General features: G+C 57.4%; 21 protein-coding genes and 1 pseudogene. 8 read left to right on the top strand and 14 right to left on the bottom strand.

Annotated elements, in window-relative coordinates; genetic code table 11:
* Positions 1–5 precede the first annotated feature (5 nt).
* Both AABC73_RS05750 and AABC73_RS05745 read left to right on the top strand, forming a co-directional pair.
* On the top strand, positions 6–449 hold the full coding sequence (locus tag AABC73_RS05750) for a DNA polymerase III subunit chi (protein WP_341522810.1): 444 nt from the start codon (positions 6–8) through the stop codon (positions 447–449).
* A 203-nt stretch (positions 450–652) separates the two neighbouring features.
* On the top strand, positions 653–3,499 hold the full coding sequence (locus AABC73_RS05745) for a valine--tRNA ligase (RefSeq protein ID WP_341522809.1): 2,847 nt from the start codon (positions 653–655) through the stop codon (positions 3,497–3,499).
* 100 nt (positions 3,500–3,599) lie between these two features.
* On the opposite strand, the gene AABC73_RS05740 is transcribed toward AABC73_RS05745, so the two are convergent.
* Positions 3,600–5,111 carry a hypothetical protein gene (locus AABC73_RS05740; protein ID WP_341522808.1) on the bottom strand — a complete coding sequence of 504 codons (1,512 nt, stop codon included), beginning with the start codon at positions 5,109–5,111 and terminating at the stop codon, positions 3,600–3,602.
* Positions 5,112–5,258: 147 nt separating this feature from the next.
* Between AABC73_RS05740 and rlmF the strand changes: the two genes are divergently transcribed.
* Positions 5,259–6,284, top strand: coding sequence for a 23S rRNA (adenine(1618)-N(6))-methyltransferase RlmF (gene rlmF, locus AABC73_RS05735; RefSeq protein ID WP_341522807.1), 1,026 nt, complete (start codon positions 5,259–5,261; stop codon positions 6,282–6,284).
* Positions 6,285–6,460: 176 nt separating this feature from the next.
* On the opposite strand, the gene AABC73_RS05730 is transcribed toward rlmF, so the two are convergent.
* On the bottom strand, positions 6,461–6,742 hold the full coding sequence (locus tag AABC73_RS05730) for an HU family DNA-binding protein (RefSeq protein WP_020292090.1): 282 nt from the start codon (positions 6,740–6,742) through the stop codon (positions 6,461–6,463).
* A 396-nt stretch (positions 6,743–7,138) separates the two neighbouring features.
* Here AABC73_RS05730 and yejK point away from each other — a divergent pair, with 396 nt between their 5' ends.
* Together yejK and AABC73_RS05720 are read left to right on the top strand one after the other, a co-directional pair.
* A complete protein-coding gene (yejK, locus tag AABC73_RS05725) occupies positions 7,139–8,140 on the top strand; it encodes a nucleoid-associated protein YejK (protein WP_331153176.1) in 1,002 nt (333 codons plus the stop codon).
* 12 nt (positions 8,141–8,152) lie between these two features.
* Positions 8,153–8,503 (top strand): glutaredoxin family protein, encoded by a 351-nt coding sequence (locus tag AABC73_RS05720; RefSeq protein ID WP_331153175.1) that lies wholly within the window; start codon positions 8,153–8,155, stop codon positions 8,501–8,503.
* A gap of 551 nt (positions 8,504–9,054) precedes the next feature.
* On the opposite strand, the gene AABC73_RS05715 is transcribed toward AABC73_RS05720, so the two are convergent.
* From AABC73_RS05715 to AABC73_RS05695, 5 genes are all read right to left on the bottom strand, one after another.
* Entirely contained in the window at positions 9,055–11,265 is a 2,211-nt protein-coding gene (locus AABC73_RS05715; RefSeq protein ID WP_341522806.1) for a hypothetical protein, read from the bottom strand.
* 259 nt (positions 11,266–11,524) lie between these two features.
* Positions 11,525–12,451: a glutathione S-transferase family protein gene (locus AABC73_RS05710; protein ID WP_341522805.1), complete on the bottom strand. Its 927-nt coding sequence runs from the start codon at positions 12,449–12,451 to the stop codon at positions 11,525–11,527.
* A gap of 84 nt (positions 12,452–12,535) precedes the next feature.
* Positions 12,536–12,862, bottom strand: a complete 327-nt coding sequence (locus tag AABC73_RS05705; RefSeq protein WP_341522804.1) for a GIY-YIG nuclease family protein — start codon at positions 12,860–12,862, stop codon at positions 12,536–12,538.
* 43 nt (positions 12,863–12,905) lie between these two features.
* A complete protein-coding gene (locus tag AABC73_RS05700) occupies positions 12,906–13,391 on the bottom strand; it encodes a nuclear transport factor 2 family protein (protein ID WP_341522803.1) in 486 nt (161 codons plus the stop codon).
* 90 nt (positions 13,392–13,481) lie between these two features.
* The gene (locus tag AABC73_RS05695) at positions 13,482–14,768 is read right to left on the bottom strand and encodes a CynX/NimT family MFS transporter (RefSeq protein WP_341522802.1); all 1,287 of its coding nucleotides are present in this window, start codon (positions 14,766–14,768) and stop codon (positions 13,482–13,484) included.
* Positions 14,769–15,174: 406 nt separating this feature from the next.
* Here AABC73_RS05695 and AABC73_RS05690 point away from each other — a divergent pair.
* Positions 15,175–15,312: pseudogene (locus tag AABC73_RS05690) on the top strand (DUF3077 domain-containing protein); the annotation flags it as partial.
* A 238-nt stretch (positions 15,313–15,550) separates the two neighbouring features.
* Here AABC73_RS05690 and AABC73_RS05685 read toward each other — a convergent pair.
* The 4 genes from AABC73_RS05685 to AABC73_RS05670 form a co-directional block, all read right to left on the bottom strand.
* Positions 15,551–16,315, bottom strand: coding sequence for an amino acid ABC transporter ATP-binding protein (locus AABC73_RS05685; RefSeq protein WP_341522801.1), 765 nt, complete (start codon positions 16,313–16,315; stop codon positions 15,551–15,553).
* A gap of 10 nt (positions 16,316–16,325) precedes the next feature.
* Positions 16,326–17,423 carry an amino acid ABC transporter permease gene (locus AABC73_RS05680; protein WP_341522800.1) on the bottom strand — a complete coding sequence of 366 codons (1,098 nt, stop codon included), beginning with the start codon at positions 17,421–17,423 and terminating at the stop codon, positions 16,326–16,328.
* 10 nt (positions 17,424–17,433) lie between these two features.
* Positions 17,434–18,615: an amino acid ABC transporter permease gene (locus AABC73_RS05675; protein ID WP_341522799.1), complete on the bottom strand. Its 1,182-nt coding sequence runs from the start codon at positions 18,613–18,615 to the stop codon at positions 17,434–17,436.
* 73 nt (positions 18,616–18,688) lie between these two features.
* Positions 18,689–19,717 carry an amino acid ABC transporter substrate-binding protein gene (locus AABC73_RS05670; protein WP_341522798.1) on the bottom strand — a complete coding sequence of 343 codons (1,029 nt, stop codon included), beginning with the start codon at positions 19,715–19,717 and terminating at the stop codon, positions 18,689–18,691.
* 480 nt (positions 19,718–20,197) lie between these two features.
* Between AABC73_RS05670 and AABC73_RS05665 the strand changes: the two genes are divergently transcribed.
* On the top strand, positions 20,198–20,854 hold the full coding sequence (locus AABC73_RS05665) for an alpha/beta fold hydrolase (RefSeq protein ID WP_065835007.1): 657 nt from the start codon (positions 20,198–20,200) through the stop codon (positions 20,852–20,854).
* A 126-nt stretch (positions 20,855–20,980) separates the two neighbouring features.
* Positions 20,981–22,474 carry an ATP-dependent RNA helicase RhlB gene (gene rhlB / locus AABC73_RS05660; protein WP_341522797.1) on the top strand — a complete coding sequence of 498 codons (1,494 nt, stop codon included), beginning with the start codon at positions 20,981–20,983 and terminating at the stop codon, positions 22,472–22,474.
* 125 nt (positions 22,475–22,599) lie between these two features.
* Here the strand turns inward: rhlB and moaE are convergent, their stop codons facing one another.
* From moaE to moaC, 3 genes are read right to left on the bottom strand one after another with little or no spacing between them, the layout of a single operon-like run.
* On the bottom strand, positions 22,600–23,049 hold the full coding sequence (gene moaE / locus AABC73_RS05655; RefSeq protein ID WP_341522796.1) for a molybdopterin synthase catalytic subunit MoaE: 450 nt from the start codon (positions 23,047–23,049) through the stop codon (positions 22,600–22,602).
* A gap of 2 nt (positions 23,050–23,051) precedes the next feature.
* Entirely contained in the window at positions 23,052–23,297 is a 246-nt protein-coding gene (locus AABC73_RS05650) for a MoaD/ThiS family protein (RefSeq protein WP_341522795.1), read from the bottom strand.
* Positions 23,297–23,782 (bottom strand): cyclic pyranopterin monophosphate synthase MoaC, encoded by a 486-nt coding sequence (gene moaC / locus AABC73_RS05645; protein WP_065835003.1) that lies wholly within the window; start codon positions 23,780–23,782, stop codon positions 23,297–23,299. The genes AABC73_RS05650 and moaC overlap by 1 nt, the downstream gene beginning before the upstream one ends.
* Between the last annotated feature and the right edge of the window lie 30 nt (positions 23,783–23,812).

Genomic DNA, 23,812 nt, shown 5'->3' with positions numbered 1-23,812 from the left:
ATACGATGGATACTTTGAAACCCCTGAAAGACTCCGCCAACCTGCTGGATGACCTTGAGTCGATCCGGCAACTGCTCGGCGATGACTCTCTGCAACCGCCGCTGCTAACCGACACGGTCAAAAGCGAAACCCAGATTCCGTTGCTGTTCGATGTGGTGGGCGCCAAACCGGCGTTGAACCATGATCTGGACTTCGACACCGACGAAGCCGATATCCCGGTCCTGACACCGCAACCGCCTGCTCATCAGGCCGAACCGGTTCAGGCACAAGCGTCGCCGAAACCAGCAGCCAATCCGGATGCGCTGCTGCATCTGGAAACCGAACTACGAGCTGCCGCGCAATTGATCATGCAAGACGTCATCGACGACTTCGCCCCGCACATCGAAACCGAAATCAAACGTCGCCTTGAAGCGAGGATGGAGCGCTTGCTCAGTCAGCAGCAGAATTAACACCGCTGCCCCGTAGGACCGGCTTTAGCCGGGAGAGGCCAATGCGTCCTGAACACTTCCCTGCTCAGTCCCGGCACCCTCCCGGCTAAAGCCGGTCCTACGACAAATTGTCCCGTTTGATCGCCCCGCTCTACGCCCAGCCGTTCATCCCCGTTATACTTGCCGGCTTTCCTGAATTAATGCCAATTAGGTTCCCGCCGCGCATGGACAAGACCTACCAGCCGCACGCCATCGAAACTTCCTGGTACCAAACCTGGGAGTCCGAGAATTATTTCGCTCCGCAAGGCTCGGGTGATCCGTACACCATCATGATCCCGCCGCCGAACGTCACCGGCAGCCTGCACATGGGCCACGGTTTCAACAACGCGATCATGGACGCCCTGATCCGCTTCCGCCGCATGCAGGGTCGCAACACCCTGTGGCAGCCGGGTACCGACCACGCCGGTATCGCCACGCAAATGCTGGTGGAGCGTCAGATCGAGGCACAAGGCCTGAACCGTCACGACCTGGGTCGCGACAAGTTCCTGGAAAAAATCTGGGAGTGGAAGGATCAGTCCGGCGGCAACATCAGCCGTCAGATTCGTCGCCTCGGCTCGTCCGTAGACTGGAGCCGCGAGCGCTTCACCATGGACGACGGCCTGTCGGACGCGGTCAAGGAAGCGTTCGTGCGCCTGCACGAAGACGGCCTGATCTATCGCGGCAAGCGCCTGGTCAACTGGGACACCAAGCTGCACACGGCAATTTCCGACCTTGAAGTGGAAAACCACGACGAGAAAGGTTTCCTGTGGAACCTGCGTTATCCACTGGCTGACGGCGCGAAAACCGCTGACGGCCTGGATTACCTGATCGTCGCCACCACTCGCCCGGAAACCATGCTCGGTGACGCCGCTGTCGCCGTGAACCCGGAAGACGAGCGCTACAAGGCACTGATCGGCAAGTTCATCGAGCTGCCACTGGTTGGCCGCCGTATCCCGATCATTGCTGACGATTACTGCGATCCTGAATTCGGCACCGGCTGCGTGAAAATCACCCCGGCCCACGATTTCAACGACTACGAAGTCGGCAAGCGCCACAACCTGCCGCTGCTGAACATCTTCGACAAGAACGCCAACGTGCTGCCTGTGGCGCAGGTGTTCAACATCGACGGCACCCTCAACGAAACCGTTGACGGTCACCTGCCTGCCGCCTACGCAGGTCTGGACCGTTTCGAAGCCCGCAAGCAGATCGTCGCTGCGTTCGACGCCGCTGGCCTGTTGGTCAGCGTCGACGACCACGCGCTGAAAGTGCCGAAAGGCGACCGCTCCGGCACCATCATCGAGCCGTGGCTGACCGACCAGTGGTACGTGTCCACCAAGCCTTTGGCTGAACCGGCCATTGCTGCAGTCGAAGACGGCCGCATCGCGTTCGTGCCTAAACAGTACGAAAACATGTACTTCTCGTGGATGCGCGACATCCAGGACTGGTGCATCAGCCGTCAACTCTGGTGGGGCCATCGCATTCCGGCCTGGTACGACGAGTCCGGCAAGGTTTACGTCGGTCGTGACGAAGCCGAAGTGCGCGCCAAGAACAATCTGGGTCCGGACGTTGCGCTGCAACAGGACAACGACGTTCTCGACACCTGGTTCAGTTCGGGCTTGTGGACCTTCTCGACGCTGGGCTGGCCTGAAAAGACCAAGGCGCTTGAGACGTTCCACTCCACCGACGTGCTGGTGACCGGTTTCGACATCATTTTCTTCTGGGTCGCCCGGATGATCATGCTCACCATGCATTTGGTGAAGAACGAAGACGGCACGCCGCAAGTCCCGTTCAAGACCGTTTATGTGCACGGTCTGGTGCGCGACGGCCAGGGCCAGAAAATGTCCAAGTCCAAGGGCAACGTCCTGGACCCGCTGGACATCATCGACGGTATCGAACTGGAAGACCTGGTTGCCAAGCGCACCACCGGCCTGATGCAGCCCAAACTGCTGAAGAAAATCGAAAAGCAGACCCGTGACGAGTTCGCCGACGGCATCGCCAGCTATGGCACCGACGCGCTGCGCTTCACGTTCTGCTCGCTGGCGTCCACCGGTCGCGACATCAAGTTCGACATGGGCCGCGTCGAAGGCTATCGCAACTTCTGCAACAAGATCTGGAACGCCGCCCGCTACGTGCTGGACAAGGGCGAAGACTGCGGGCAGAACGGCGAAGCGGTCGAGTTGTCCCTGGCCGATCGCTGGATCATCTCGCAGCTGCAACGCACCGAAGCCGAAGTGACCCGCCAACTGGATCAGTTCCGTTTCGACCTCGCGGCGCAGGCCTTGTACGAGTTCATCTGGAACCAGTATTGCGACTGGTACCTGGAACTGTCCAAGCCGGTTCTCTGGGACGAAACCGCGCCCGTCGAACGCCAGCGCGGCACCCGCCGCACACTGGTTCGCGTGCTGGAAGTCGCGCTGCGTCTGGCGCATCCGTTCATGCCGTTCATCACCGAAGAAATCTGGCAGCGCCTCGCGCCGCTGGCGGGCGTCGAAGGCAAGACCATCATGCTGCAACCTTGGCCAGTGGCCAACGAAGCACGCATTGATCAGGCGGCCGAAGACGACATCGAATGGCTCAAGGGCCTGATGCTCGCCACCCGTAACATTCGTGGCGAAATGAACATCGGTCCGGGCAAGCCGCTGCAATTGTTCCTCAAGAACGTCAGCGCCGAAGACGAGCGCCGCCTGAAGGAGAACGATTACCTGCTGAAGAAACTCGCCAAGCTGGAATCCATCACCGTCCTGGCACCGGGCGCAGAAGCGCCATTGTCCGCCACCGGCCTGGTCGGCGAGATGGAAGTGCTGGTGCCAATGGCCGGCCTGATCGACAAGGACGCCGAACTGGCGCGTCTGGACAAGGAAATCCAGCGTCTGCAAGGCGAAGTGCAACGGGTTGGCGGCAAGCTGTCCAACGCAGCGTTCGTCGACAAGGCGCCGCCAGAAGTCATCGCCAAGGAACGCGCGAAAATGGTCGAGGCTGAACAGGCCTTGGGCAAACTGGCGGAGCAACACGCCCGGATCGCGAGTTTGTAAACGCAGTACAGCTACCCGATCTCAACTATCGGGTAGCTGTATATCTTGCTCGCCCCTATCCGGGGCGCGCGATTTTACACATTATTATCTACCTCACCCCTCACTTTTTCGCGCCTTCTGGCGGATAGTCAAGCTCATAAAGCACGCCCTTGTTTAACGCTGGGTCTTCGAGATAACTGCAGACTTTGACTCGAGGATAAGGCACGTCAATAAAGGTCATTTCCGCAATAACTTCATAACTGTCCGAACCCACTACCGGACAAACAAAATTATCAAGCGGACCGTACGCAGAGTAAAAGCTGGAGTTCTCATTAAGAATATAGGAGTAGAATATTCTTATCGCATTGTCAGTACCCGCGAGAACTCTTACATCAGGCTGAAGCGCTGACGGTGTATTATCGACCTTGACCATAATTACATCGGCAGCAGTTGCGGTGGGACTGTCAGCAGGAAGCAAACAGTATTGATAGATACCTTCCTTATGCACAGGTATTTGTTCAAGTCGCGGATCAAAGCCGGGTAACACCACCGGCGTATAGCCCGTCATGGACTTGCATGTATCTGACGGCCCCCTGACGTCAATCATCTTCACTTTCAACCCGCCCGATGGATGCTGCGGCGTGAAATTCCAGGTCTGATTTTCACTCGCGGCACTGGCACCGGTTATTTCGTCGGGATGATTCTCGATGATCAGCCCCGTTGGCGTCGGCAGCGGACAGCCCGCATGACTCAATTGAAACAGTCCCTTATTGTCAAAACAGTCTTGTATTCCCGCTACAGGGACGATGTAGGAATGGCTTTGAGCCTGAACGAATCCTTCTGGCCTGCCGACACAAGGTTTATTGATGTGGCAAGGGGTTCCCAGCCAGATACGTTCATCTGCGGCCGTGCTCGATACAGCCACGAGCTCCGTAGGCTGCCCATCTGCTGCGGCGCTGAACGATGGTCCTCCCGACATCCCCCCAATGAGCACACAGGTCTCCTCCAGGAAATCATTGAAATGAAAGATGCCCTCCAGAAGATCAACACGCTCAGTGATTGGACACCGATCAATCATCAGCGGAGTCGCATTAGGCATACCAGCCACAACAGTCCCTTCACCGTTGACGGGGACGCGCCTGCTCAGCGTGAACGCTTGAAGATTAAGGGCTTGCAACTCACCGATCGTTTTATTCGTTCTCAATAGTGAGATATCCATGCCCTTCATGGTGGAATAGGCGATCTGGTCGATATTGACCCAGATTCTATCGCCCTGCGTATCAACAAAGTTATTGAATGCGACACTGAACTCCACGGGCTTATCTATCACAACACTGTTATCAGCCAGCTCATCAAGTTCTTGCACGCAATGCCCGGCAGATAACAGATACGCTGGCGCGGAAGGATCATCACTGGTCTTGATAAATGACGAAGTGCAGATGCCCCGCAGCAAACCAATTGCCCTGTAGAAATCGTAATCCTCACGGGCTGGATATTCCAGTTTCTTATAATGTGCTGACCCCGCCGAAACCGTTGGCATAAAAGGATCATCGATGGTTTGTTCCGCAACCGCAATGGCCGCAGTCATATACATCTCAGATAGAAGGAAGATCAAAAAGAAAGATGCTTTCATAGCAGTATTGCTCCCTGTTCGTATACTTACGCCAATCATCCAATCACAGGAAATACACCCCGTCTAGCTGGTAGAAATGACAGGTACCCCACGGGATGTGGGACAATGCTGCCCTCGCGCTAATGCCTCTCCTGAATCGACAGATCAATGACGACCCCGAGCAAACCCTCCTCTCCGCGTAAAACTCCTGCCCATCAAGCTCCGGCAAAACCCGTCGAGCCGAAAGAAAAGGCCACGCTGCACCCGCGCAACCGCCATCAGGGCCGCTACGACTTTCCCAAGTTGATCAAAAGCAGCCCCGAGCTGGCTGAATTCGTGATCATCAATCCGTATGGCAAGGAAAGCATCGACTTTGCCAACCCTTCCGCTGTGCGCGTGTTCAACCGTGCGCTGCTCAAGTCGTTCTACGGCGTGGCGCACTGGGATATCCCGGCCGACTACCTGTGCCCGCCGATTCCGGGCCGTGCGGACTATCTGCACTTCCTCGCCGACTTGCTGGCCGAGCGCAACGAAGGTGTGATCCCGCGTGGCGCATCGATCAAGGCGCTGGACATCGGCATGGGCGCCAACTGCGTTTATCCGCTGATCGGTCACAGCGATTATGGCTGGCAGTTTCTCGGTTCGGATATCGATCCGACCGCAATTGCAGCGGCCACCGCCATCGTCAAATCCAACAGCCTGAGCAAAGTCATCACTTTGCGCTTGCAAGCCAATCGCAAGCAGATCCTGCTGGATTTGTTGAAGAGCGACGAACGCTTCGACGTCTGCATGTGCAACCCGCCGTTCCACTCGTCCATCGACGAAGCACAGCGCGGCAGCGAGCGCAAATGGCGCGCCCTGGGCAAAGCTGATCCCAAGCGCAAATTGCCGGTATTGAATTTTGGCGGACAATCCCAGGAGCTATGGTGTGAAGGCGGCGAAATCGGCTTCGTGACCCAGATGATCAACGAAAGCACGCGCTTGCCCAAACAAGTGTTCTGGTTCAGCACCCTGGTGTCCAAGGCCTCGAACCTGCCACTGATTCAAAGCACCCTGAAAAAAGCCGGCGTTGCCGAAAGCCGCGTCATCGAGATGGGCCAGGGGCAAAAACAAAGCCGCTTCGTGGCCTGGACCTTCCTCGACAAGGCACAGCAAGAAGCCTGGCGTCAGGAGCGTTGGGTTCTGGATAAATAACCCCGAACCGTAGGACCGGCTTTAGCCGGGAGACTGTCGGATCACGCACAAATGTCCCGGTATCCCGATTTCCCGAGCAGTCGCCCTCCCGGCTAAAGCCGGTCCTACAAACAACGCCCACAAAAAAGCCGTGCCCGGTTGACCGGAGCACGGCTTTTTCAACAGTAAGCGTGGGCTTACTTGTTGATCGAGTCGCTCAGCACTTTAGCTGGTACGAACTTGATGACTTTCTTTGCAGCGATTTCGATGGCAGCGCCAGTCGAAGGGTTGCGGCCAGTGCGAGCTGGACGCTCTGCCACTTTCAATTTGCCGATGCCCGGCAGAGTGATTTCAACGCCGTTTTCCAGTTGATCGGCAACAATTTGGCCCAATTGCTCAAGAGCATTACGCGCGGTGGTTTTTGGCGCGTCGATAGCTTCAGCGATATCGGCGATCAATTGGTCTTTAGTCAGAGCCATGGTGGTGTTCCTTCCCTATCAAATTCATTTGGATTGCAGGATGCGGTGTCGGCCTGGGGCCAGGCAATGAACCTGGCCCTCCAGTAGCAGCCACGATTAATCGCGAAATGTAGATACTGAAACCGGGCTTTGGTTCGGCTCAATCACACACAAACTGCGGTGCTTAGCGCGCTGTAGTGCGCAAGACCGCGCAAAACTAGCACAGAGCCGCGTAAATATCCGCACTAACCTACCCGTTTGGACAGGATTAAAGTGTTTCAACTCAAAAAAACGGGGGTTTGAGCCTGATCGGAGCTAAAACCACGGGGTGCAGCGGTGTTCATGTCTTTGGTGCGTTACACTGGCCGCCGTCAAATCGAGCCACCCCGCTCGAGCTCACACACAGCCGAGAAGCCCATGCCGATCCGTCATTGCATCGTCCATTTGATCGACAAAAAACCTGACGGTACGCCCGCAGTCCTCCACGCACGCGACTCCGAACTCGCTGAGTCCCAGGCCATCGAGAACATGCTGGCCGACCTCAACGAAAGCTATAACGCCAAACAAGGCAAGGCCTGGGGCTTCTTCCATGCCGAGTCCGGCGCACATCCGTTCAGCGGCTGGCTCAAGGAATACTTCGACGGCGGCAAGGACTTCACCGCGTTCAGTCGTGTGGCGGTCGAGCATCTGCAAAAGCTGATGGAAGAGTCGAACCTGTCGGTCGGCGGTCATGTGTTGTTCGCCCACTATCAACAAGGCATGACTGACTACCTGGCCATCGCCCTGCTGCACCACAGCGAAGGCGTGGCGGTGAACGACGCGCTGGATGTCACCCCGTCGCGGCACCTGGATCTTGGCCAGCTGCACCTCGCGGCACGGGTCAACGTTTCCGAGTGGCAAAACAACAAGTCCTCCAAGCAGTACATTTCTTTCATCAAGGGCAAGAACGGCAAAAAGGTTTCGGAGTATTTCCGCGACTTCATCGGCTGCCAGGAAGGCGTCGACGGCCCCGGCGAAACCCGCACCTTGCTCAAGGCGTTCAGTGACTTCGTGGAAAGCGAAGACCTGCCGGAAGAATCCGCCCGGGAGAAAACCAAGACCCTGGTGGACTACGCCAGCAGCCAGAGCAAGATGGGCGAGCCCATGGGCCTTGAAGAATTGTCCGGGCTTATCGACGAAGAGCGCCCGCGCGCCTTCTACGAGCACATCCGCAACAAGGATTACGGCCTGTCGCCGGAGATCCCGGCGGATAAGCGCACCCTCAACCAGTTCCGCCGCTTCACCGGCCGCGCAGAAGGCTTGTCGATCAGTTTTGAAGCGCACCTGTTGGGCGACAAGATCGAATACGACGAAGCGGCTGGCACCTTGATCATCAAAGGCTTGCCGACCCAGCTCACCGATCAGCTCAAACGCCGCTGAGGGCCTGACGCGATGTTGCTGCGCACCCTGAAGAAAGTCGTGCTGATCATGCTGTTCGTGGTGGCTTACCAGAACTGGGGCAAGATCGAGCACTTCTTCACTCCGTCCCCTGCCGTCGCCACGCAAAGCCAGGCACAGGCCCGCGTCGTGCTGTACGCCACGGACTGGTGCGGCTACTGCAAACAGACCCGACGTTTTCTCGACAGCAAAGGCATTCCCTTCAAGGAATACGACATCGAGAAATCGCCGGAGGGTCGCAAGGCCTATGAAGCCCTGGGCGGACGCGGCATCCCGCTGATCGATGTGAATGGCACGATCATTCGGGGCTTCAGTGAAGAGGCGATATTGGCGGCTTTGAACTGACGATCAACCCGCGGGCGCTGCCTCGCCAACTTCAATCTGCCTGACACGGCTTCATCGCCTGCGTCAATGCCTTCCCGGACAAGTCCGGTCCTACCGGATTGCGCAAAACCTGTAGGAGGGGACTTGTCCCCGAAAAGGCAGCCCGGCGACCTCAATCTGCCTGACCCGGCTTCATTGCCTGCGCCAATGCCTTCCCGGACCAGTCCGGTCCTACCGGATTGCGCAAAACCTGTAGGAGGGGACTTGTCCCCGAAAAGGCAGCCCGGCGACCTCAATCTGCCTGACCCGGCTTCATTGCCTGCGCCAATGCCTTCCCGGACAAGTCCGGTCCTACCGGATTGCGCAAAACCTGTAGGAGGGGACTTGTCCCCGAAAAGGCAGCCCGGCGACCTCAATCTGCCTGACCCGGCTTCATTGCCTGCGCCAATGCCTTCCCGGACAAGTCCGGTCCTACCGGATTGCGCAAAATCTGTAGGAGGGGACTTGTCCCCGAAAAGGCAGCCCGGCGACCGCAATCTGCCTGACCCGGCTCGCGGCTGAAAATTCGCTGATTATTTGCCCGGTCTGGGCGTTGTCAACAATGCGCGCTCGCGGTCAAACAAGGCGTTCGACAGAGCCCGCGCCTCGATGACGGAAATAAAATTAACGTCTCCTAAACCGTCCCCCTGGAAACCTCCCGCGGGTATGAGGAATCTGGCGGATTTAGATGTCTCTCCTGATTCAAATACCAGCGGCGCATCGAAACGCATAATGCCCTGAAGCATGTGCCTTATCGGCGTATATATCCGCATAGAAATCCTGTTCGCACTCACCTCGGATAAAGTGACGTTAATCTCCAGCTCCTGCTCCAGCCCCGTCGGCACGATATGCACGTCTTCGATACTGACGAAGGGCAGGCGAATCGAACCGGTCTCTCCCAGTGATGGCTTTACGAAGGCAATATCCGACAGGTAAATATTTCCCCCTCCGGGTAGCGTGAAAGACAGGCTGTTAACCGGCATCGACATGTCGATGCGAAACTCCTTGAGCGGTACTGATATCTGTTGCTTGAGCACGGTTCCAACACCGGGATTGATTTCCGGGACAGGCCATAAGGCGGAAAGGTTTCTACTGACGTTGAATACGCCCCCTTGCAACGTTATATAGAGCTCGACGGTTTCTTGAGAATTTTCCTCCAAGAGGTGAGTGACGTGGAAACTTAAATGCGTATAACCCGAGATATCGACCGGCTCGCTCCCCTGCCAAGGGTAAAGTTCAAGCTGAGCGGGTGTCGACGGCGTGTCGCTTTTCAGATTTAAAAAGCTGTGATACGTGTTGTGCGTATAACGGAAAATATTGAATGAAGCTTTGTCCACTATTTCACCGACTCCTTGCCTGATATTCCAATCCCAGTTTCCCGGCATGGACAACGCTTCACCTGAATAAATCGTTTCAAAGCTTTGAATCATATAAATACTTGATGCTGGAAAGTGGGCAGAGCTGCGCACCTGTGCCTCTGGAAGTACCGGTATAGTCACGAGAGAACCATCGAACAGCGGCAGATACTGTAGCTCTGCACCCAGGGTCAAACGAAAAAAACCCGCGATATAAAAGGAGCCCAGCAGTTCCTGTTCCGGTTGTGTCAGGCGAGTCACCGGGACCTCATCCCACATGGCTGCGTCATCCGAACCGCCTGGAAATCCGGGCGACCATACCGGATTGAAATAGTTATGATTGCCGCCCAGCATCAAGACGACACTGCGCAGCACGTTATCGTCAAATGCATAACGAGACAGATCAGAGAACCCCTGTCCCGTTAAGCCTTGAACGTCGCCGTCCAGAAAGGGAAGAACAACCGCTGTGTGCGTATCGGGGATGGCTATTCCTTCCCGAGCAGTGCTGCCTAGAAACAAGGCGCCTTGTATCCCATAGCCCTTGTTGAAGAGCCTGTTTAGCGTAATCGCCCTCGCGATGCCCCCACCGCCACGCGAATGCCCCATGAGGCCAATATTCTGCAAGTCCAGTCTACCGGTCAGAAAAGCGAGCTCAGCTCGATTGCCTGCGTTCGCCTCGGCTAACAAATCAAGGTGCGCCAGAATCAAATGCCCACGGAGCGTGCCACCGATACTTAAAGCTCCGGCCGCCTCTATGGGAAAAATACCATTGGCAGACAGGGAAATAACCACATAGCCATGACTGGCAAGACTTGATGCCGCCAGGCTGTAGCCTTCATGACTGGGGATGGGAAGGTAATCGATACTGCAGGGCCAGGTACCTTGGAGACCACCTTCGCCATAACATGTTGTGTGTCGCCCATGTAAAAATATGACAACAGGACGAGCGCCAACGGTATCTTCCGGCATATACACGGCGGCGCGAAATTCCACGTTAGCGATGGCATCGGGCAATGCCAGCGCTTCATCACCATAATCATAGTCATAGCGAATGACATTAAACTTTCCTGGGGAGATTGAATCAGGCGCCATCATGCCTGCAGGCTTATCAAACACCCTGGTTTGAAATGAGACTTTACGTGCGGCGTACTTATTTCGAAGCGACGAAAAAAACAACCGAGGAGTCATGACCTCCTTTATTCGGTCAATATCCGCAGCAGAAATGGACACTCTTAATGTTTTCTGGTCGTCTAACAGTCGAGCCTCACGCTCCACCCCATCAATGAACAGCGTTGGATAGGCATGTCCAGGAAAGTCAGGGTCATCTGGATAAAACTCCACGTAGTATGCAGTGTCTTCACATATTATTTTCCAGTTATGTTTTTTCATTGCCGTAGACTCCTGTCTGACAAGCGCAATTTTATTTCCAATTACTGACTCGTGCACATGGGACGTTACTATGGTCCTGCCGAAACCTGCAACTGTCAGAATTGACAGACCATCATGATTTTTCGCGCTTTACAATGTTTTTTTTATCGCTATAACGGGGTCGCTGCGTGAGGCCATGCTTCCCCGTCCTATTTTGCAATGCACTCTTTATACCGATGCATTTGTCGCACCGGATCACTCTGCAGCAGATGTCAGGTGATTAATTAATCCGAAACCCAAACCGCGGAAAGTGCACATGCACCACGCCCGCGCGTTCATCTTCACGCCGCACAATCAACTCCTCACGCCCGCTGAACACCAGTTCGCCTTCGACCGGATCAATACCGTAATCAATGGCGGCAATCGTCACTTGATCGCCCGGCTGGAATCCATTCGGATCAACAAACACTTCGTCCGGCAGCGCGGCGGGCGTTGCTTTGGCAGCAATTTCAACGGCTTCGGTTGAACTCAGCTCGCTGCAAGCGCCATGACCGAAGCCCAGCACGCGACCCAGCCAGGCAACAATTTCCGGGTATTGATCCACCAGCGGCGCAGTGACCGGGGTTTGTTTGAGGAACCACAGCGTGTGCGCCACAGCGAAGTCGGCAATGGACGGCACGCCAAACAGGAAGTCGCCATTGCGTGACAGTTGCAGTTCCAGACGCGACATCAGCGTCGGCCATTGATGCCTGGCCTGCTCTGCTGGCAAACGGCTCGCATTGCCGCCGGTAAACAAGCCGGCGCGATCAGCAACGAAGGCCTTGACTGCTTCGGGCGGCACCTTGGCAAAGCGCACCGCCAGCGACTCAGGCTGGAACACCAGGCTCACGGCATGCATGAACAACACCGAGTCAGCCCACGCGGCGAAACTGGCGACGGTGAATTCCTGGCCTTCCGGGTAGAACGTCGGCGACACTTTTTCCTGCTCAAGGCGACGCGCCATCAGCGCGGTGTCGCAATAGATATCAGCGCCGATCTGCAATATCGGCGTCTTGCGATAACCGCCGGTGAGCCCGGTCAGGTCGGGTTTGGGCATGATCGACGGGATGATTACCGAACGCCACGACAACCCTTTGAAACCCAGCATCAGGCGGGCTTTTTCGGCAAACAGCGAGGTTGGGTAATGATGCAGGATGAGCTCTGTCATGTTCGGATTGTCCGGCTGATGGAAAGCAGACAGCTTAGCTGGCTGTGAGCCTGCGGCCTACCCAGTGAACCTGAAGTCACGACATCACGCGGATGGATCGGCTGCCAGCCCCTGAAAACCCGCAGCCAGACACTCCTTGGCACTCTTCCTCAACTTCTTGATCAGCCGTTCCTGACGCAACGCCTCGCCCTTGTCCGGCCAGGCTTCGACATAGACCAGCGCCACCGCCGGGCTGGAGCTGAAATAGCGTGCGCCTTTGCCGCTCTGGTGTTTGGCGAAACGCCGCTGCGGGTCGTCGCTGATGCCGCAGTACAACGAGCCATTGGCCGCGCGCACCAGATAGACGAACCACGGCTTGCTTGCTGTGGGTTCGGAGGGTGCGCTGATGGCGGCGGGAGAAGTGTCGGGCATGGCAGACGTCGGGTTACGTGAAAGCCGCGATTCTAACAGAGGCTCAACGCCCGGCCTGAAACGCCTTCAACCCCTTTTGCGCCTGGGCGCGAATCGCGTTCTGCACCATTGGCGTCCAGCCCAGCAACAGGCCCTTGAAACCCAGCGCCTGCCGCGACCAGCGCCACAGGTCAAAGTGATCGTGGTGTTCGCAGATCTTGCCGTCGCGAAACACGAAGCGTGCCTGAATATCGTTGACCACGGTGTTGCCGGTCTGGCTGAACAAGTAGGTGGCGACCCAATGTGCCCCGCCGGTGCGCTCATCGGCACGCACGCTGTCGAAGGTCAGGGAAAAGTCCTTGGCGCGGGAGGTCAGCATGCGCCACATGTCGCCGGCCTGAGCGCCGCGCAGCTCACCAAACACCGGATCGCTGAACAGCACGTCATCGCTGTAACAGGCGCTCATGGCGTCGGCGTCCAGGCGATTGAACGCCTCGTAAAAGCGGGTTATCAAGGCGTTGTTGATCAGGCGTTTATCTTCGTCACTCATGCAGGCAAGTCCGTTGGAGCAAAAGGTCTTCGCACGATAAGCGGCCGACGGGCGATTTGCCATGCCCATTCGCACGGCAAATACCGCGACTCAGATTTTTTCGCTGGTGACCTGCACGTACAGCGACCGACCAGCGCCCATGCCGGCAACGATGGCGGCGATACCGATCACGCCGAAGATCCAGCCGATGGCGTCCCAGCCGCCAGTGACGTCATGTACGACGCCCACGGCAAAAGGCCCGATGGACGCGATGGTGTAGCCGATGCCTTGGGCCATGCTCGACAGATTGGCCGCCACATGGGAATCCCGGGAGCGCAGCACGATCAAGGTCAGCGCCAGACTGAACGTCGCGCCCTGCCCCAATCCCAGCACGATCGCCCAACCCCACAGCCCATTCAACGGCGCGTACAGGCAACCGAACAGCCCCGTCAGCGTCAACGCCATCGCGAGCAGAATGCCGAGTCGCTGATCCTTGCCACGGGTCGCGAGCCACGGCGCGGTCAGGGCGCTGACCAACTGCACGATGATCGAGCCGGACAACAGCAGCCCGGCTTCAGTGGCAGTCATGCCCCGCCCGATCAGCACCGACGGCAGCCAGCCGAACACGATGTAGGCCAGGGACGATTGCAGGCCCATGTACAACGTGACTTGCCAGGCCAGCTGATCGCGCAGCAAACCTTTAACGCGATACGCCACATGATGCGCGCCATGCCCGTGGCGGGCTTGAGGCAGCCAGACGATGGCGGCCAGAACGGCGGGGATCATCCAGAAGCCCAGGCCGATGGCCCAGCTGTCATCGAAATGCTGGCTCAGCGGCACTGTCGAACCTGCCGCGATGGCCGCGCCCAGACACAACGCCATGGTGTAGACGCCGGTCATTGCCCCGGCCTGTTTCGGGAAGTCTCGCTTGACGATGCCTGGCAGCAAAACGCCAATGATGCCAATGCTGGCCCCGGCCACGAGGCTGCCGGCGAACAGCCCGACTTCGCCCAGGCAACTGCGCAAAATGATCCCCGCCGCCAGCATCAGCAAAATGCCGAACACCACCCGCTCGCCCCCAAACCGCCGCGCCAGCCTCGGCGCCAACGGCGCAAACAGCCCGAGGCACAATACCGGCAGCGTCGTCAGCAACCCCGCTTCGGCTGCCGAAAGCCCAAGGCTGGTTGAAACACTATTAAGCAGCGGCGCAACGCTGGACAACGCCGGACGCAGATTAAGTGCCACCAGCACCAGCCCCAACAGCAGCAACCATGGGCGTTTGAGCAGCGGCTGCGCGGGCGTATCGTCAGCTTCGCAATCGATCAGTTGTGCATCAATGTCGTGAGGAAGGGAGTGATTTATTGGAGTCGTGCTCGCCGATGGCGCCTTGGTCGTCATGGGATTCTCGTAAAGTGCAGTGTGTAACAGCGCATTGCGCAAAGCGTGCATCCTGTTGGAGAAGCAGGACGAATACAAGTTTCACCGGGATTGGGTACAGATGCTCGTAGAACCGTCTTGATCCTCATTGCACAACCCGTAGGACCGGCTTTAGCCGGGAGGAGGCCGATACATTCGCAGCAGTAGCGTCGTCAGACCTTGCGCCCTCCCGGCTAAAGCCGGTCCTACGAATCCTGCGTGCTGGCCGACATCGCGGTGTAAGCGACACGGTGAAATCCTCTGTTGGTCTCGGCAACCACCGTAATCCGCAACAAATCGCAAGACCCGTCTCTTTCCCTTGCGTGAAATTTCCTAGAAACTCTCAGCCGCTTGCGCCTGCCGATTCGGGTGTCTAGGCTGCGTCGGTCGCTGCGCATCAGCGACGGCGTACGAAACAGGCGATCACTTAAACGGTGCCCAACGCGACCTGGCCTTTGCTGTCATGCACTTGATTGATCTGGCGCGCGGGGCGGTGGAGAAATCGCTGGATCGATTGGACGCTTAAAAGCCCGCAAATATCAAACACTGTGGGAGCGAACTTGTTCGCGAAGGCGGCGGTACGGCCAACATCGTAATTGCCTGACACGCCGCTTTCCCGGATGAATCCGGTCCTACAATGCGCCGGCTCCTTCGCGGGCGAGCTTCGCTCCAACGGGGTTGCGTGAAGAGGCCTCGGCATCAATTACCGCACCCATAAAAAAACCCGAACACAAGGTCCGGGTTTTTTCTGTCACTTCACCCGATCAATGCAGGATCTGGCTCAGGAACAGTTTGGTGCGGTCGCTTTGTGGATTGTCGAAGAACTCGTTTGGTGGAGCCTCTTCGACGATTTCGCCTTTGTCCATGAAGATCACGCGGTTGGCCACGGTGCGGGCGAAGCCCATTTCGTGGGTGACGCAGAGCATGGTCATGCCTTCTTCCGCCAGGCCGACCATGGTGTCGAGCACTTCTTTTACCATTTCCGGATCGAGGGCCGAGGTCGGCTCATCGAACAGCATGATTTTCGGCTTCATGCACAGCGCGCGGGCAATCGCCACACGTTGTTGCTGACCGCCGGAAAGCTGGCCTGGAAACTTGTGGGCCTGTTCCGGGATACGCACGCGTTCAAGGTAGTGCATGGCGATTTCTTCGGCCTTGCGCTTGGGCATCTTGCGCACCCACATCGGCGCCAGCGTGCAGTTCTGCAGGATGGTCAGATGCGGAAACAGGTTGAAGTGCTGGAACACCATGCCGACTTCGCGGCGGATGGTTTCGATCTGTTTCAGGTCCGATGTCAGCTCGGTGCCATCAACCACGATCTTGCCCTGCTGGTGCTCTTCCAGGCGGTTCAGGCAACGAATGGTCGTTGACTTGCCGGAGCCGGAAGGGCCGCACAACACGATTCGCTCACCCTGACGCACGTTCAGGTTGATGTCCTTGAGCACGTGGAACTGGCCGTACCACTTGTGTACGCCCTCCATGCGGATCATGCCTTCGGCGCCCAGAGGCTTACTGATAACTTCACTCATCACATAACTCCTAACGCTTGTGGCCTGTGTCCAGCTTACGTTCCAAATGCATGGAATAGCGGGACATGCCGAAACAGAAGATCCAGAACACCAAGGCCGCGAAGACATAGCCTTCAGTGGCCATACCCAGCCAGGTCGGGTCGGCAGCAGCTTGTTTGACGCTGTTGAGCAGGTCGAACAGGCCGATGATGATCACCAGGCTGGTGTCTTTGAACAGAGCAATAAAGGTGTTGACGATGCCAGGGATAACCATCTTCAACGCCTGGGGCAGAATGACCAGCCCCATGGAGCGCCAGTAACCCAGGCCCATGGCCGCAGCCGCTTCGTACTGCCCCTTGGGAATGGCCTGCATGCCGCCGCGAACCACTTCAGCCACATAAGCCGACTGGAACAGGATGACGCCGATCAGGGCGCGCAGCAGTTTGTCGAAGTTCATCCCTTCCGGCAGGAACAACGGCAGCATTACCGACGACATGAACAGCACGGTGATCAACGGCACGCCGCGCCAGAACTCGATGAACGTCACGCAGACCACGCGCACCGCCGGCATGTTCGAGCGACGACCCAGCGCCAGCACGATACCCAGTGGCAATGCACCGGCGATACCGACCGTGGCGATTACCAGGGTCAGCATCAGGCCGCCCCACTGGCTGGTTGCAACGTTGGTCAGACCAAACGCGCCGCCATGCAGCAGGAAGTACGCAACAACCGGGTAGATGAAAAGGAAGCTCAGACCGTAAACAGCTTTGCGCGGGAATCGCGAGATGAACAGCGGCGCTACGCCGACAATCGCCAGGATCACGGTCAGGTCTACACGCCAGCGCAGTTCGCCAGGGTAGTAGCCGTACATGAACTGACCAAAGCGTTGCTCGATGAACACCCAGCAGGCGCCGGCCTTGGTGCAATCGGCGCGTGTGGTGCCGACCCAGTTGGCGTCGATGAACGCCCAGCTGAGAATCGGCGGCACGACCAGGAACACCAGGTAGATCGAAAACAAGGTCAGCAGCGTGTTGATCCAGCTGGAGAACAGGTTTTGCCGCATCCATGCCACCGGGCCGAACACTTTGCCCGGTGGTGGCATATCAGGTTTGAAAGTATGGGTAGTCATGGGCGCTTCCTCACCGCTCAATCAGCGCAATGCGCTTGTTGTACCAGTTCATCAGCAGGGAAATGCTGATACTGATCGCCAGGTACACGCTCATGGTGATGGCAACGACTTCAATCGCCTGCCCGGTCTGGTTCAACACCGTACCGGCAAACAGGGAAACCATTTCCGGATAACCGATACCGGCCGCCAGCGAGGAGTTCTTCGCCAGGTTCAGGTATTGGCTGGTCAGCGGCGGGATGATGACGCGCAGAGCCTGCGGGATGATGACCTTGCGCAGCGTCGGTCCAGGGCGAAGGCCCAGGGAACGTGCAGCTTCCGTTTGACCGTGGCTGACCGACTTGATACCTGATCGCACGATTTCGGCGATGAACGCTGCGGTGTACACCGTAAGCGCCAGGGTCAAGGCCAGCAGTTCAGGGATCAGCACCCAGCCGCCAACGAAGTTGAAGCCTTTGAGTTCCGGCATTTCCCAATACACAGGCGCGCCGAAGATAGCGGCGCACAAGGCAGGAATAACGATGATCAGCGCCAGGCCGACCCAGAACTTGTGGAACGGTTGGCCGGTCGCTTCAAACCGTTTGTTGGCCCAGCGGGTCATCATGACCACAGCAACAATGGCCAGCACGATGCTGATGATGAACGGCCACGCGCCATCAGCGGCGAGCGCTCTTGGCATGTTCAGGCCACGGCTGCTGACGAAAAACATCTCCTTGTAGCCATGCGCCTGACGCGGACCCGGCAGGGTCAGGAACACCGCGAAATACCAGAACAGAATCTGCAGCAGCGGCGGAATGTTCCGGAAAACCTCAACGTAGACAGTCGCCAGCTTGTTGATCATCCAGTTGGGTGACAAGCGTGCAACGCCAATGATGAAGCCCAGCAGGGTCGCCAGGACGATACCGATGAACGAAACCAGAAGGGTGTTAAGCAGACCGATGACAAATACGCGAGCGTAGGTGTCCGACTCCGTGTAATCGATCAGATGCTGAGCAATGCCAAACCCGGCACTGCGCTCAAGAAAGCTGAAACCCGAGGTAATGCCACGATGTTCCAGGTTGGTCTGGGTGTTATCGAACAAGAACCAGCCCATCGAGATCACCGCCACTATGGTGATGATCTGAAATAACCACGCGCGCACTTTGGGGTCGCTCAAAGAGAGCTTTTGCTTGGGTGCGACGATTTGCTTTTCCATTGAATGCCCCAGGAAAAATGGAACAGAACAACGCCCGACAGCCTGTTATTCAGGCTGTCGGGCGCAGGGTCAATCAGCGAATTGGTGGAGCGTACTGAATGCCGCCATTGTTCCACAGAGCATTTAGACCACGATCAATTGCCAGTGGCGTGTCTTTGCCCAGGTTACGTTCGAACATCTCGCCGTAGTTGCCCACTTGCTTGACGATCTGCACTACCCAGTCTTTCGGCAGTTTCAGGTCTTTGCCGTATTCGCCGTCACCACCGAGCATACGAGCGACGTCCGGGTTTTTGGTCGATTTAGCTTCGGCTTCAACGTTTTTCGACGTCACGCCCGCTTCTTCGGCGTTCAACATTGCGAACAGAGTCCACCTGACGATGCTGAACCAATCTTCGTCGCCTTTACGCACGACTGGGCCCAGAGGTTCTTTGGAGATCGTTTCCGGCAAAACGACGTAGTCGCCCGGCTTGGCCAGCTTGCTGCGCTGTGCGAACAGCTGCGATTTGTCGGAGGTCAGAACGTCGCAACGGCCGCCTTCCAGGGACTTGGCGCTTTCGTCGGAGGTGTCGAAAGTGATCGGCGTGTATTTCAGACCGTTCGAACGGAAGTAGTCGGAAACGTTAAGCTCGGTGGTGGTACCGGCCTGGATACAGATAGTTGCACCGTCCAGTTCCTTGGCACTTTTAACGCCCAGCTTGTTGTTTACCAGGAAGCCGATACCGTCGTAGTAAGTCACACCGGCGAATACCAGACCCATGCCAGCGTCACGGGAGCTGGTCCAGGTGGTGTTACGCGACAGGATGTCGATTTCGCCGGACTGCAGCGCGGTGAAGCGCTCTTTGGCGTTCAACTGGCTGAATTTTACTTTGGTTGCATCACCGAAAACGGCAGCAGCAACAGCGCGGCAAACGTCGGCGTCGATACCGTTGATTTTGCCCTTGGCATCAGGAACGGAGAAACCTGGCAGACCGTCGCTGACGCCGCACTGTACGAAGCCTTTCTTTTGAATAGCGTCCAGTGTCGCGCCTGCCTGAGCAAAACTGCTCACGCCGAGAACTGCTGCGGCGGCCACTACGGCCAGGGTGGATTTCAACATCTTCATTCAAACCTCCAGTTTGCTCTTTGTTGTGTCGGAGCTTGAGCCCCGCCGCACCCTTGTGAGGCACTGATGACCCGTGCTGGCTTATTTTTGGGTCATGCGGCGTAAGACCCGGATCATGAATCGAGCGCAAGATCTTCTCGTCACTCGTCATCACGACCCCAAAACGGTCTGGCAGATTCAAGCCCCATGATGTTCCTGGACCAACCCGGTACAGGACGAACCGTGCCGAAAATCCTGATGCATGGATTCCGTGCCAACCCCGGCGGTCATCAGTAATACGCTGATAGTGTTACCGACCTGGGTGAGCGCTTTCACTCCACCGTTCTTATAGCAAAGCCCGTACCAGCATGGTGGCAGAGTCGAATTAGCGACAGGTCAATAGGAAAACTTGTAACCTTGCGACATCTTCTTTCATTTTTAACAGGCCGTGCACCGCCTTAACGCACTGCAAAAGAGCGACCGCACGCTAATGGAGCACACATGAGTGAGACCCTTGTTCTAGAGCCGATTCAGGCAACCGATGCCTGCGTTATCTGGCTGCATGGTCTGGGCGCCGATCGTTACGACTTCATGCCCGTCGCGGAAATGCTTCAGGAAACGCTGTTGACCACCCGCTTCGTACTGCCCCAGGCACCGACCCGCGCGGTGACGATCAATGGTGGCTACGCCATGCCCAGTTGGTACGACATATTGGCGATGAACCCCGCACGCGCTATCGATCACGACCAACTGGAAGCCTCGGCGCTGACGGTTTTGAACCTTGTCGAGGCGCAACGCGACAGCGGCATCGACCCGGCGCGGATTTTCCTGGCGGGCTTTTCCCAGGGTGGCGCTGTGATATTGCATGCGGCCTTTCGACGCTGGCAGGGTCCGTTGGGCGGCGTACTTGCGCTGTCGACTTATGCGCCGACATTCAACGAGCAGATGATGCTTTCTGCCAGTCAGCAGCGCATTCCGGCCTACTGCCTGCATGGCATAAACGATGATGTGGTTCAGTACGGCATGGGACGTGACGTTTATGAGCGGCTCCAGACGCTGGGCGTCACCGTCACATGGCAGGAATACCCAATGGGCCACGAAGTGTTACCGCAGGAGATTTCCGACATCGGTAGCTGGCTAAGCAACAAACTTCGGTAACACCGTTTATAAAGCCTCTGGAAGGCGCCTTTCGAACACATCGTGTAGCCCATTCCGGATGACACTACGCCGAGCCCGATTCTTGCTTTACACTGCTCGGCGTACATTCCCTAATCAATTGACGAGATGACCGTGCTCAAAGCACTTAAAAAGATGTTCGGTAAAAGCGAGGCTGAGCAGCTCGCGCCTAGCCCTGTTACATCCTCCCCCGCCCCTATCAGCCCTGTTGCTGACGATTCTCAGGATCGTCATGCCCAGGTTTCGGCTGCGCCCAGCGCATCGGTTGCTGTTCAGGAATCGCGCGAGGAGTCCGTCAAGGCCGAACCGGTCAGCTCCTCCAAACCAAAGTCCGAGCGCCCACGTCGCGAGCGTGCACCCAAGCCGCCAGTGGTGGTCTGGAACCTTGCAGATTTCGTCGTTGAGCCGCAGGAAGGCAAGACCCGCTTCCATGATTTCGACCTGGCACCGGAATTGATGCACGCGATTCAGGATCTGGGTTTTCCGTATTGCACCCCGATTCAGGCAGAGGTGCTGGGGTTCACCCTTAAAGGTCAGGACGCCATCGGCCGCGCCCAGACCGGTACCGGCAAAACCGCAGCGTTCCTGATTTCGATCATCTCGCAGCTGACCCAGACGCCGCCGCCCAAAGAGCGCTACATGGGCGAGCCTCGGGCGTTGATCATCGCGCCGACCCGCGAGCTGGTCGTCCAGATTGCCAAGGACGCCGCCGACCTGACCAAGTACACCGACCTGAACGTCATGACGTTTGTGGGCGGCATGGACTTCGATAAACAGCTCAAGCAGCTTGAAGCTCGTCATTGCGACATTCTGGTGGCAACACCGGGCCGTCTGCTGGACTTCAACCAGCGTGGCGAAGTGCATCTGGACATGGTCGAAGTGATGGTTCTCGACGAAGCCGACCGCATGCTGGACATGGGTTTCATCCCTCAAGTGCGTCAGATCATTCGTCAAACCCCGCACAAGGGCGAGCGCCAGACATTGCTGTTCTCCGCGACCTTCACCGAAGACGTGATGAACCTCGCCAAGCAGTGGACTACCGAACCGGCCATTGTCGAAATCGAAGCCCTGAACGTCGCCAGCGAAATGGTCGAACAGCATATCTATGCCGTGGCCGCTGCCGACAAGTACAAGCTGCTTTACAACCTGGTTACCGAGAACAACTGGGAACGGGTGATGGTCTTTGCCAACCGCAAGGACGAAGTGCGCCGCATCGAAGAACGGCTGGTGCGCGATGGCGTAAACGCCGCGCAGCTTTCCGGTGATGTGCCGCAGCACAAGCGCATCAAGACCCTGGAAGGTTTCCGCGAAGGCAAGATTCGCGTGCTGGTGGCGACGGACGTTGCCGGTCGCGGGATTCACATCGATGGCATCAGCCACGTGATCAACTTCACCCTGCCGGAAGTGCCGGACGACTACGTGCACCGCATCGGCCGTACCGGTCGTGCCGGCGCCAGCGGTGTGTCGATCAGCTTTGCCGGCGAAGATGATTCGTATCAATTGCCGTCGATTGAAGAAAAGCTCGGCCGCAAGATCAGCTGCGAAACCCCGCCAGCGGAGTTGTTGAAGCCGGTGGTGCGCAAGCCAGCGCAGCCGGTGTAACGGGACTTCGCTGTCTTGTAGAGCAAGCTTGCTTGCGAAATCGGTGTTTCAGGCTCAACCCATGTGCCTGATACCGATTTCGCGAGCAAGCTCGCTCCCACACAGGCTGCACACAGCATGTCGGCTCACTTCCAGCGATTTGCCGCCGCATGATCACTGTCCCGCCCTTCTACCCAACGCGGCCCGTCTGAAGTGGTTTCCTTCTTCCAGAACGGCGCGCGGGTTTTCAGGTAGTCCATGACGAAATCGCAGGCTTCGAACGCTGCCTGACGATGGGCGCTGGCCACGCCGACAAACACAATCGGTTCACCCGGCTCCAGAGCGCCCACTCGATGCAGCACCTCCAGCCTGAGCAACGGCCAGCGCTGTTCGGCTTCTTCAACAATCTTGGCCAGGGCTTTTTCGGTCATCCCCGGATAGTGTTCGAGAAACATCCCCGCCACGTCCCGGCCATCATTGAAATCCCGCACATAGCCGACGAAACCCACCACCGCGCCGATGCCAACATTGGCGGCATGCAGCGCGTTGACTTCCGCTCCCGGATCGAAAGGAGCCGCCTGGACCCGAATCGCCATCGTCAGCCTCCCGTCACAGTCGGGAAAAACGCCACTTCATCACCCGCCTGCAACGGCTCGTTCAGCGAACACAGTTCCTGATTACGGGCGCACATCACGCTTTGTTCGGCCAACACTTGCCAGGCCCCGTCGCGCTGCAACAGGTGCTGACGCAGGTCGTCGATGGTGGCGAAGTCGCCGGTGACTTGCTCGCCATCCAGGCCGAGCAGTTCACGATAACGGGCAAAATACTGGACTTGCAGGGTCATTACGCCTCCGCTTGCGATTCATCGGCTATGAAATGGCCGCTCTTGCCGCCAAGTTTCTCCAACAGACGCACGGATTCTATGACCATGCCGCGATCAACGGCCTTGCACATGTCGTAGATGGTCAGCGCGGCAACGCTGGCGGCGGTCAGGGCTTCCATCTCGACGCCGGTCTGCCCGGACAATTTGCAGCGCGCGAGGATCAGTACGGTGTCTTCACCTTCGGCGCTGAGTTCGACCTTGATGCTGGTGAGCATCAGCGGGTGGCAGAGCGGGATCAGATCGCTGGTTTTCTTCGCCGCCTGTATGCCGGCGATCCGCGCAACGGCGAACACATCCCCTTTGGGATGACCACCGCTGACAATCATTTGCAGGGTTTCAGGCCGCATGCGAATGCGCGCCTGGGCCACGGCTTCACGAAACGTCACGGATTTATCGGTGACGTCGACCATATTGGCGCGACCTTGGGAATCGAGGTGAGTCAGCACTTGCCTTACTCCTGAACAGGAGTGGCGATT

Origin of the sequence: Pseudomonas sp. G.S.17, from assembly GCF_038096165.1 — a bacterium.
Classification (GTDB): domain Bacteria; phylum Pseudomonadota; class Gammaproteobacteria; order Pseudomonadales; family Pseudomonadaceae; genus Aquipseudomonas.
Note: the sequence above shows the minus strand (reverse complement) of the source record. Positions and strands in the feature narration are given on the sequence as shown.

Bases quoted from the DNA above. Each gene is read 5' to 3' on its own strand.
- AABC73_RS05730 (WP_020292090.1), bottom strand. From the start codon at position 6,742: ATGGCTCTGACTAAAGACCAATTGATCGCCGATATCGCTGAAGCTATC.
- AABC73_RS05665 (WP_065835007.1), top strand. From the start codon at position 20,198: ATGAGTGAGACCCTTGTTCTAGAGCCGATTCAGGCAACCGATGCCTGC.
- AABC73_RS05685 (WP_341522801.1), bottom strand. From the start codon at position 16,315: ATGAGTGAAGTTATCAGTAAGCCTCTGGGCGCCGAAGGCATGATCCGC.
- AABC73_RS05650 (WP_341522795.1), bottom strand. From the start codon at position 23,297: ATGACCCTGCAAGTCCAGTATTTTGCCCGTTATCGTGAACTGCTCGGC.
- rlmF (WP_341522807.1), top strand. From the start codon at position 5,259: ATGACGACCCCGAGCAAACCCTCCTCTCCGCGTAAAACTCCTGCCCAT.
- AABC73_RS05670 (WP_341522798.1), bottom strand. From the start codon at position 19,717: ATGAAGATGTTGAAATCCACCCTGGCCGTAGTGGCCGCCGCAGCAGTT.
- AABC73_RS05695 (WP_341522802.1), bottom strand. From the start codon at position 14,768: ATGACGACCAAGGCGCCATCGGCGAGCACGACTCCAATAAATCACTCC.
- AABC73_RS05700 (WP_341522803.1), bottom strand. From the start codon at position 13,391: ATGAGTGACGAAGATAAACGCCTGATCAACAACGCCTTGATAACCCGC.
- moaE (WP_341522796.1), bottom strand. From the start codon at position 23,049: ATGGCGATTCGGGTCCAGGCGGCTCCTTTCGATCCGGGAGCGGAAGTC.
- AABC73_RS05675 (WP_341522799.1), bottom strand. From the start codon at position 18,615: ATGGAAAAGCAAATCGTCGCACCCAAGCAAAAGCTCTCTTTGAGCGAC.
- AABC73_RS05745 (WP_341522809.1), top strand. From the start codon at position 653: ATGGACAAGACCTACCAGCCGCACGCCATCGAAACTTCCTGGTACCAA.
- yejK (WP_331153176.1), top strand. From the start codon at position 7,139: ATGCCGATCCGTCATTGCATCGTCCATTTGATCGACAAAAAACCTGAC.
- rhlB (WP_341522797.1), top strand. From the start codon at position 20,981: ATGACCGTGCTCAAAGCACTTAAAAAGATGTTCGGTAAAAGCGAGGCT.
- AABC73_RS05705 (WP_341522804.1), bottom strand. From the start codon at position 12,862: ATGCCCGACACTTCTCCCGCCGCCATCAGCGCACCCTCCGAACCCACA.
- AABC73_RS05715 (WP_341522806.1), bottom strand. From the start codon at position 11,265: ATGAAAAAACATAACTGGAAAATAATATGTGAAGACACTGCATACTAC.
- AABC73_RS05750 (WP_341522810.1), top strand. From the start codon at position 6: ATGGATACTTTGAAACCCCTGAAAGACTCCGCCAACCTGCTGGATGAC.
- AABC73_RS05720 (WP_331153175.1), top strand. From the start codon at position 8,153: ATGTTGCTGCGCACCCTGAAGAAAGTCGTGCTGATCATGCTGTTCGTG.
- AABC73_RS05740 (WP_341522808.1), bottom strand. From the start codon at position 5,111: ATGAAAGCATCTTTCTTTTTGATCTTCCTTCTATCTGAGATGTATATG.
- AABC73_RS05680 (WP_341522800.1), bottom strand. From the start codon at position 17,423: ATGACTACCCATACTTTCAAACCTGATATGCCACCACCGGGCAAAGTG.
- AABC73_RS05710 (WP_341522805.1), bottom strand. From the start codon at position 12,451: ATGACAGAGCTCATCCTGCATCATTACCCAACCTCGCTGTTTGCCGAA.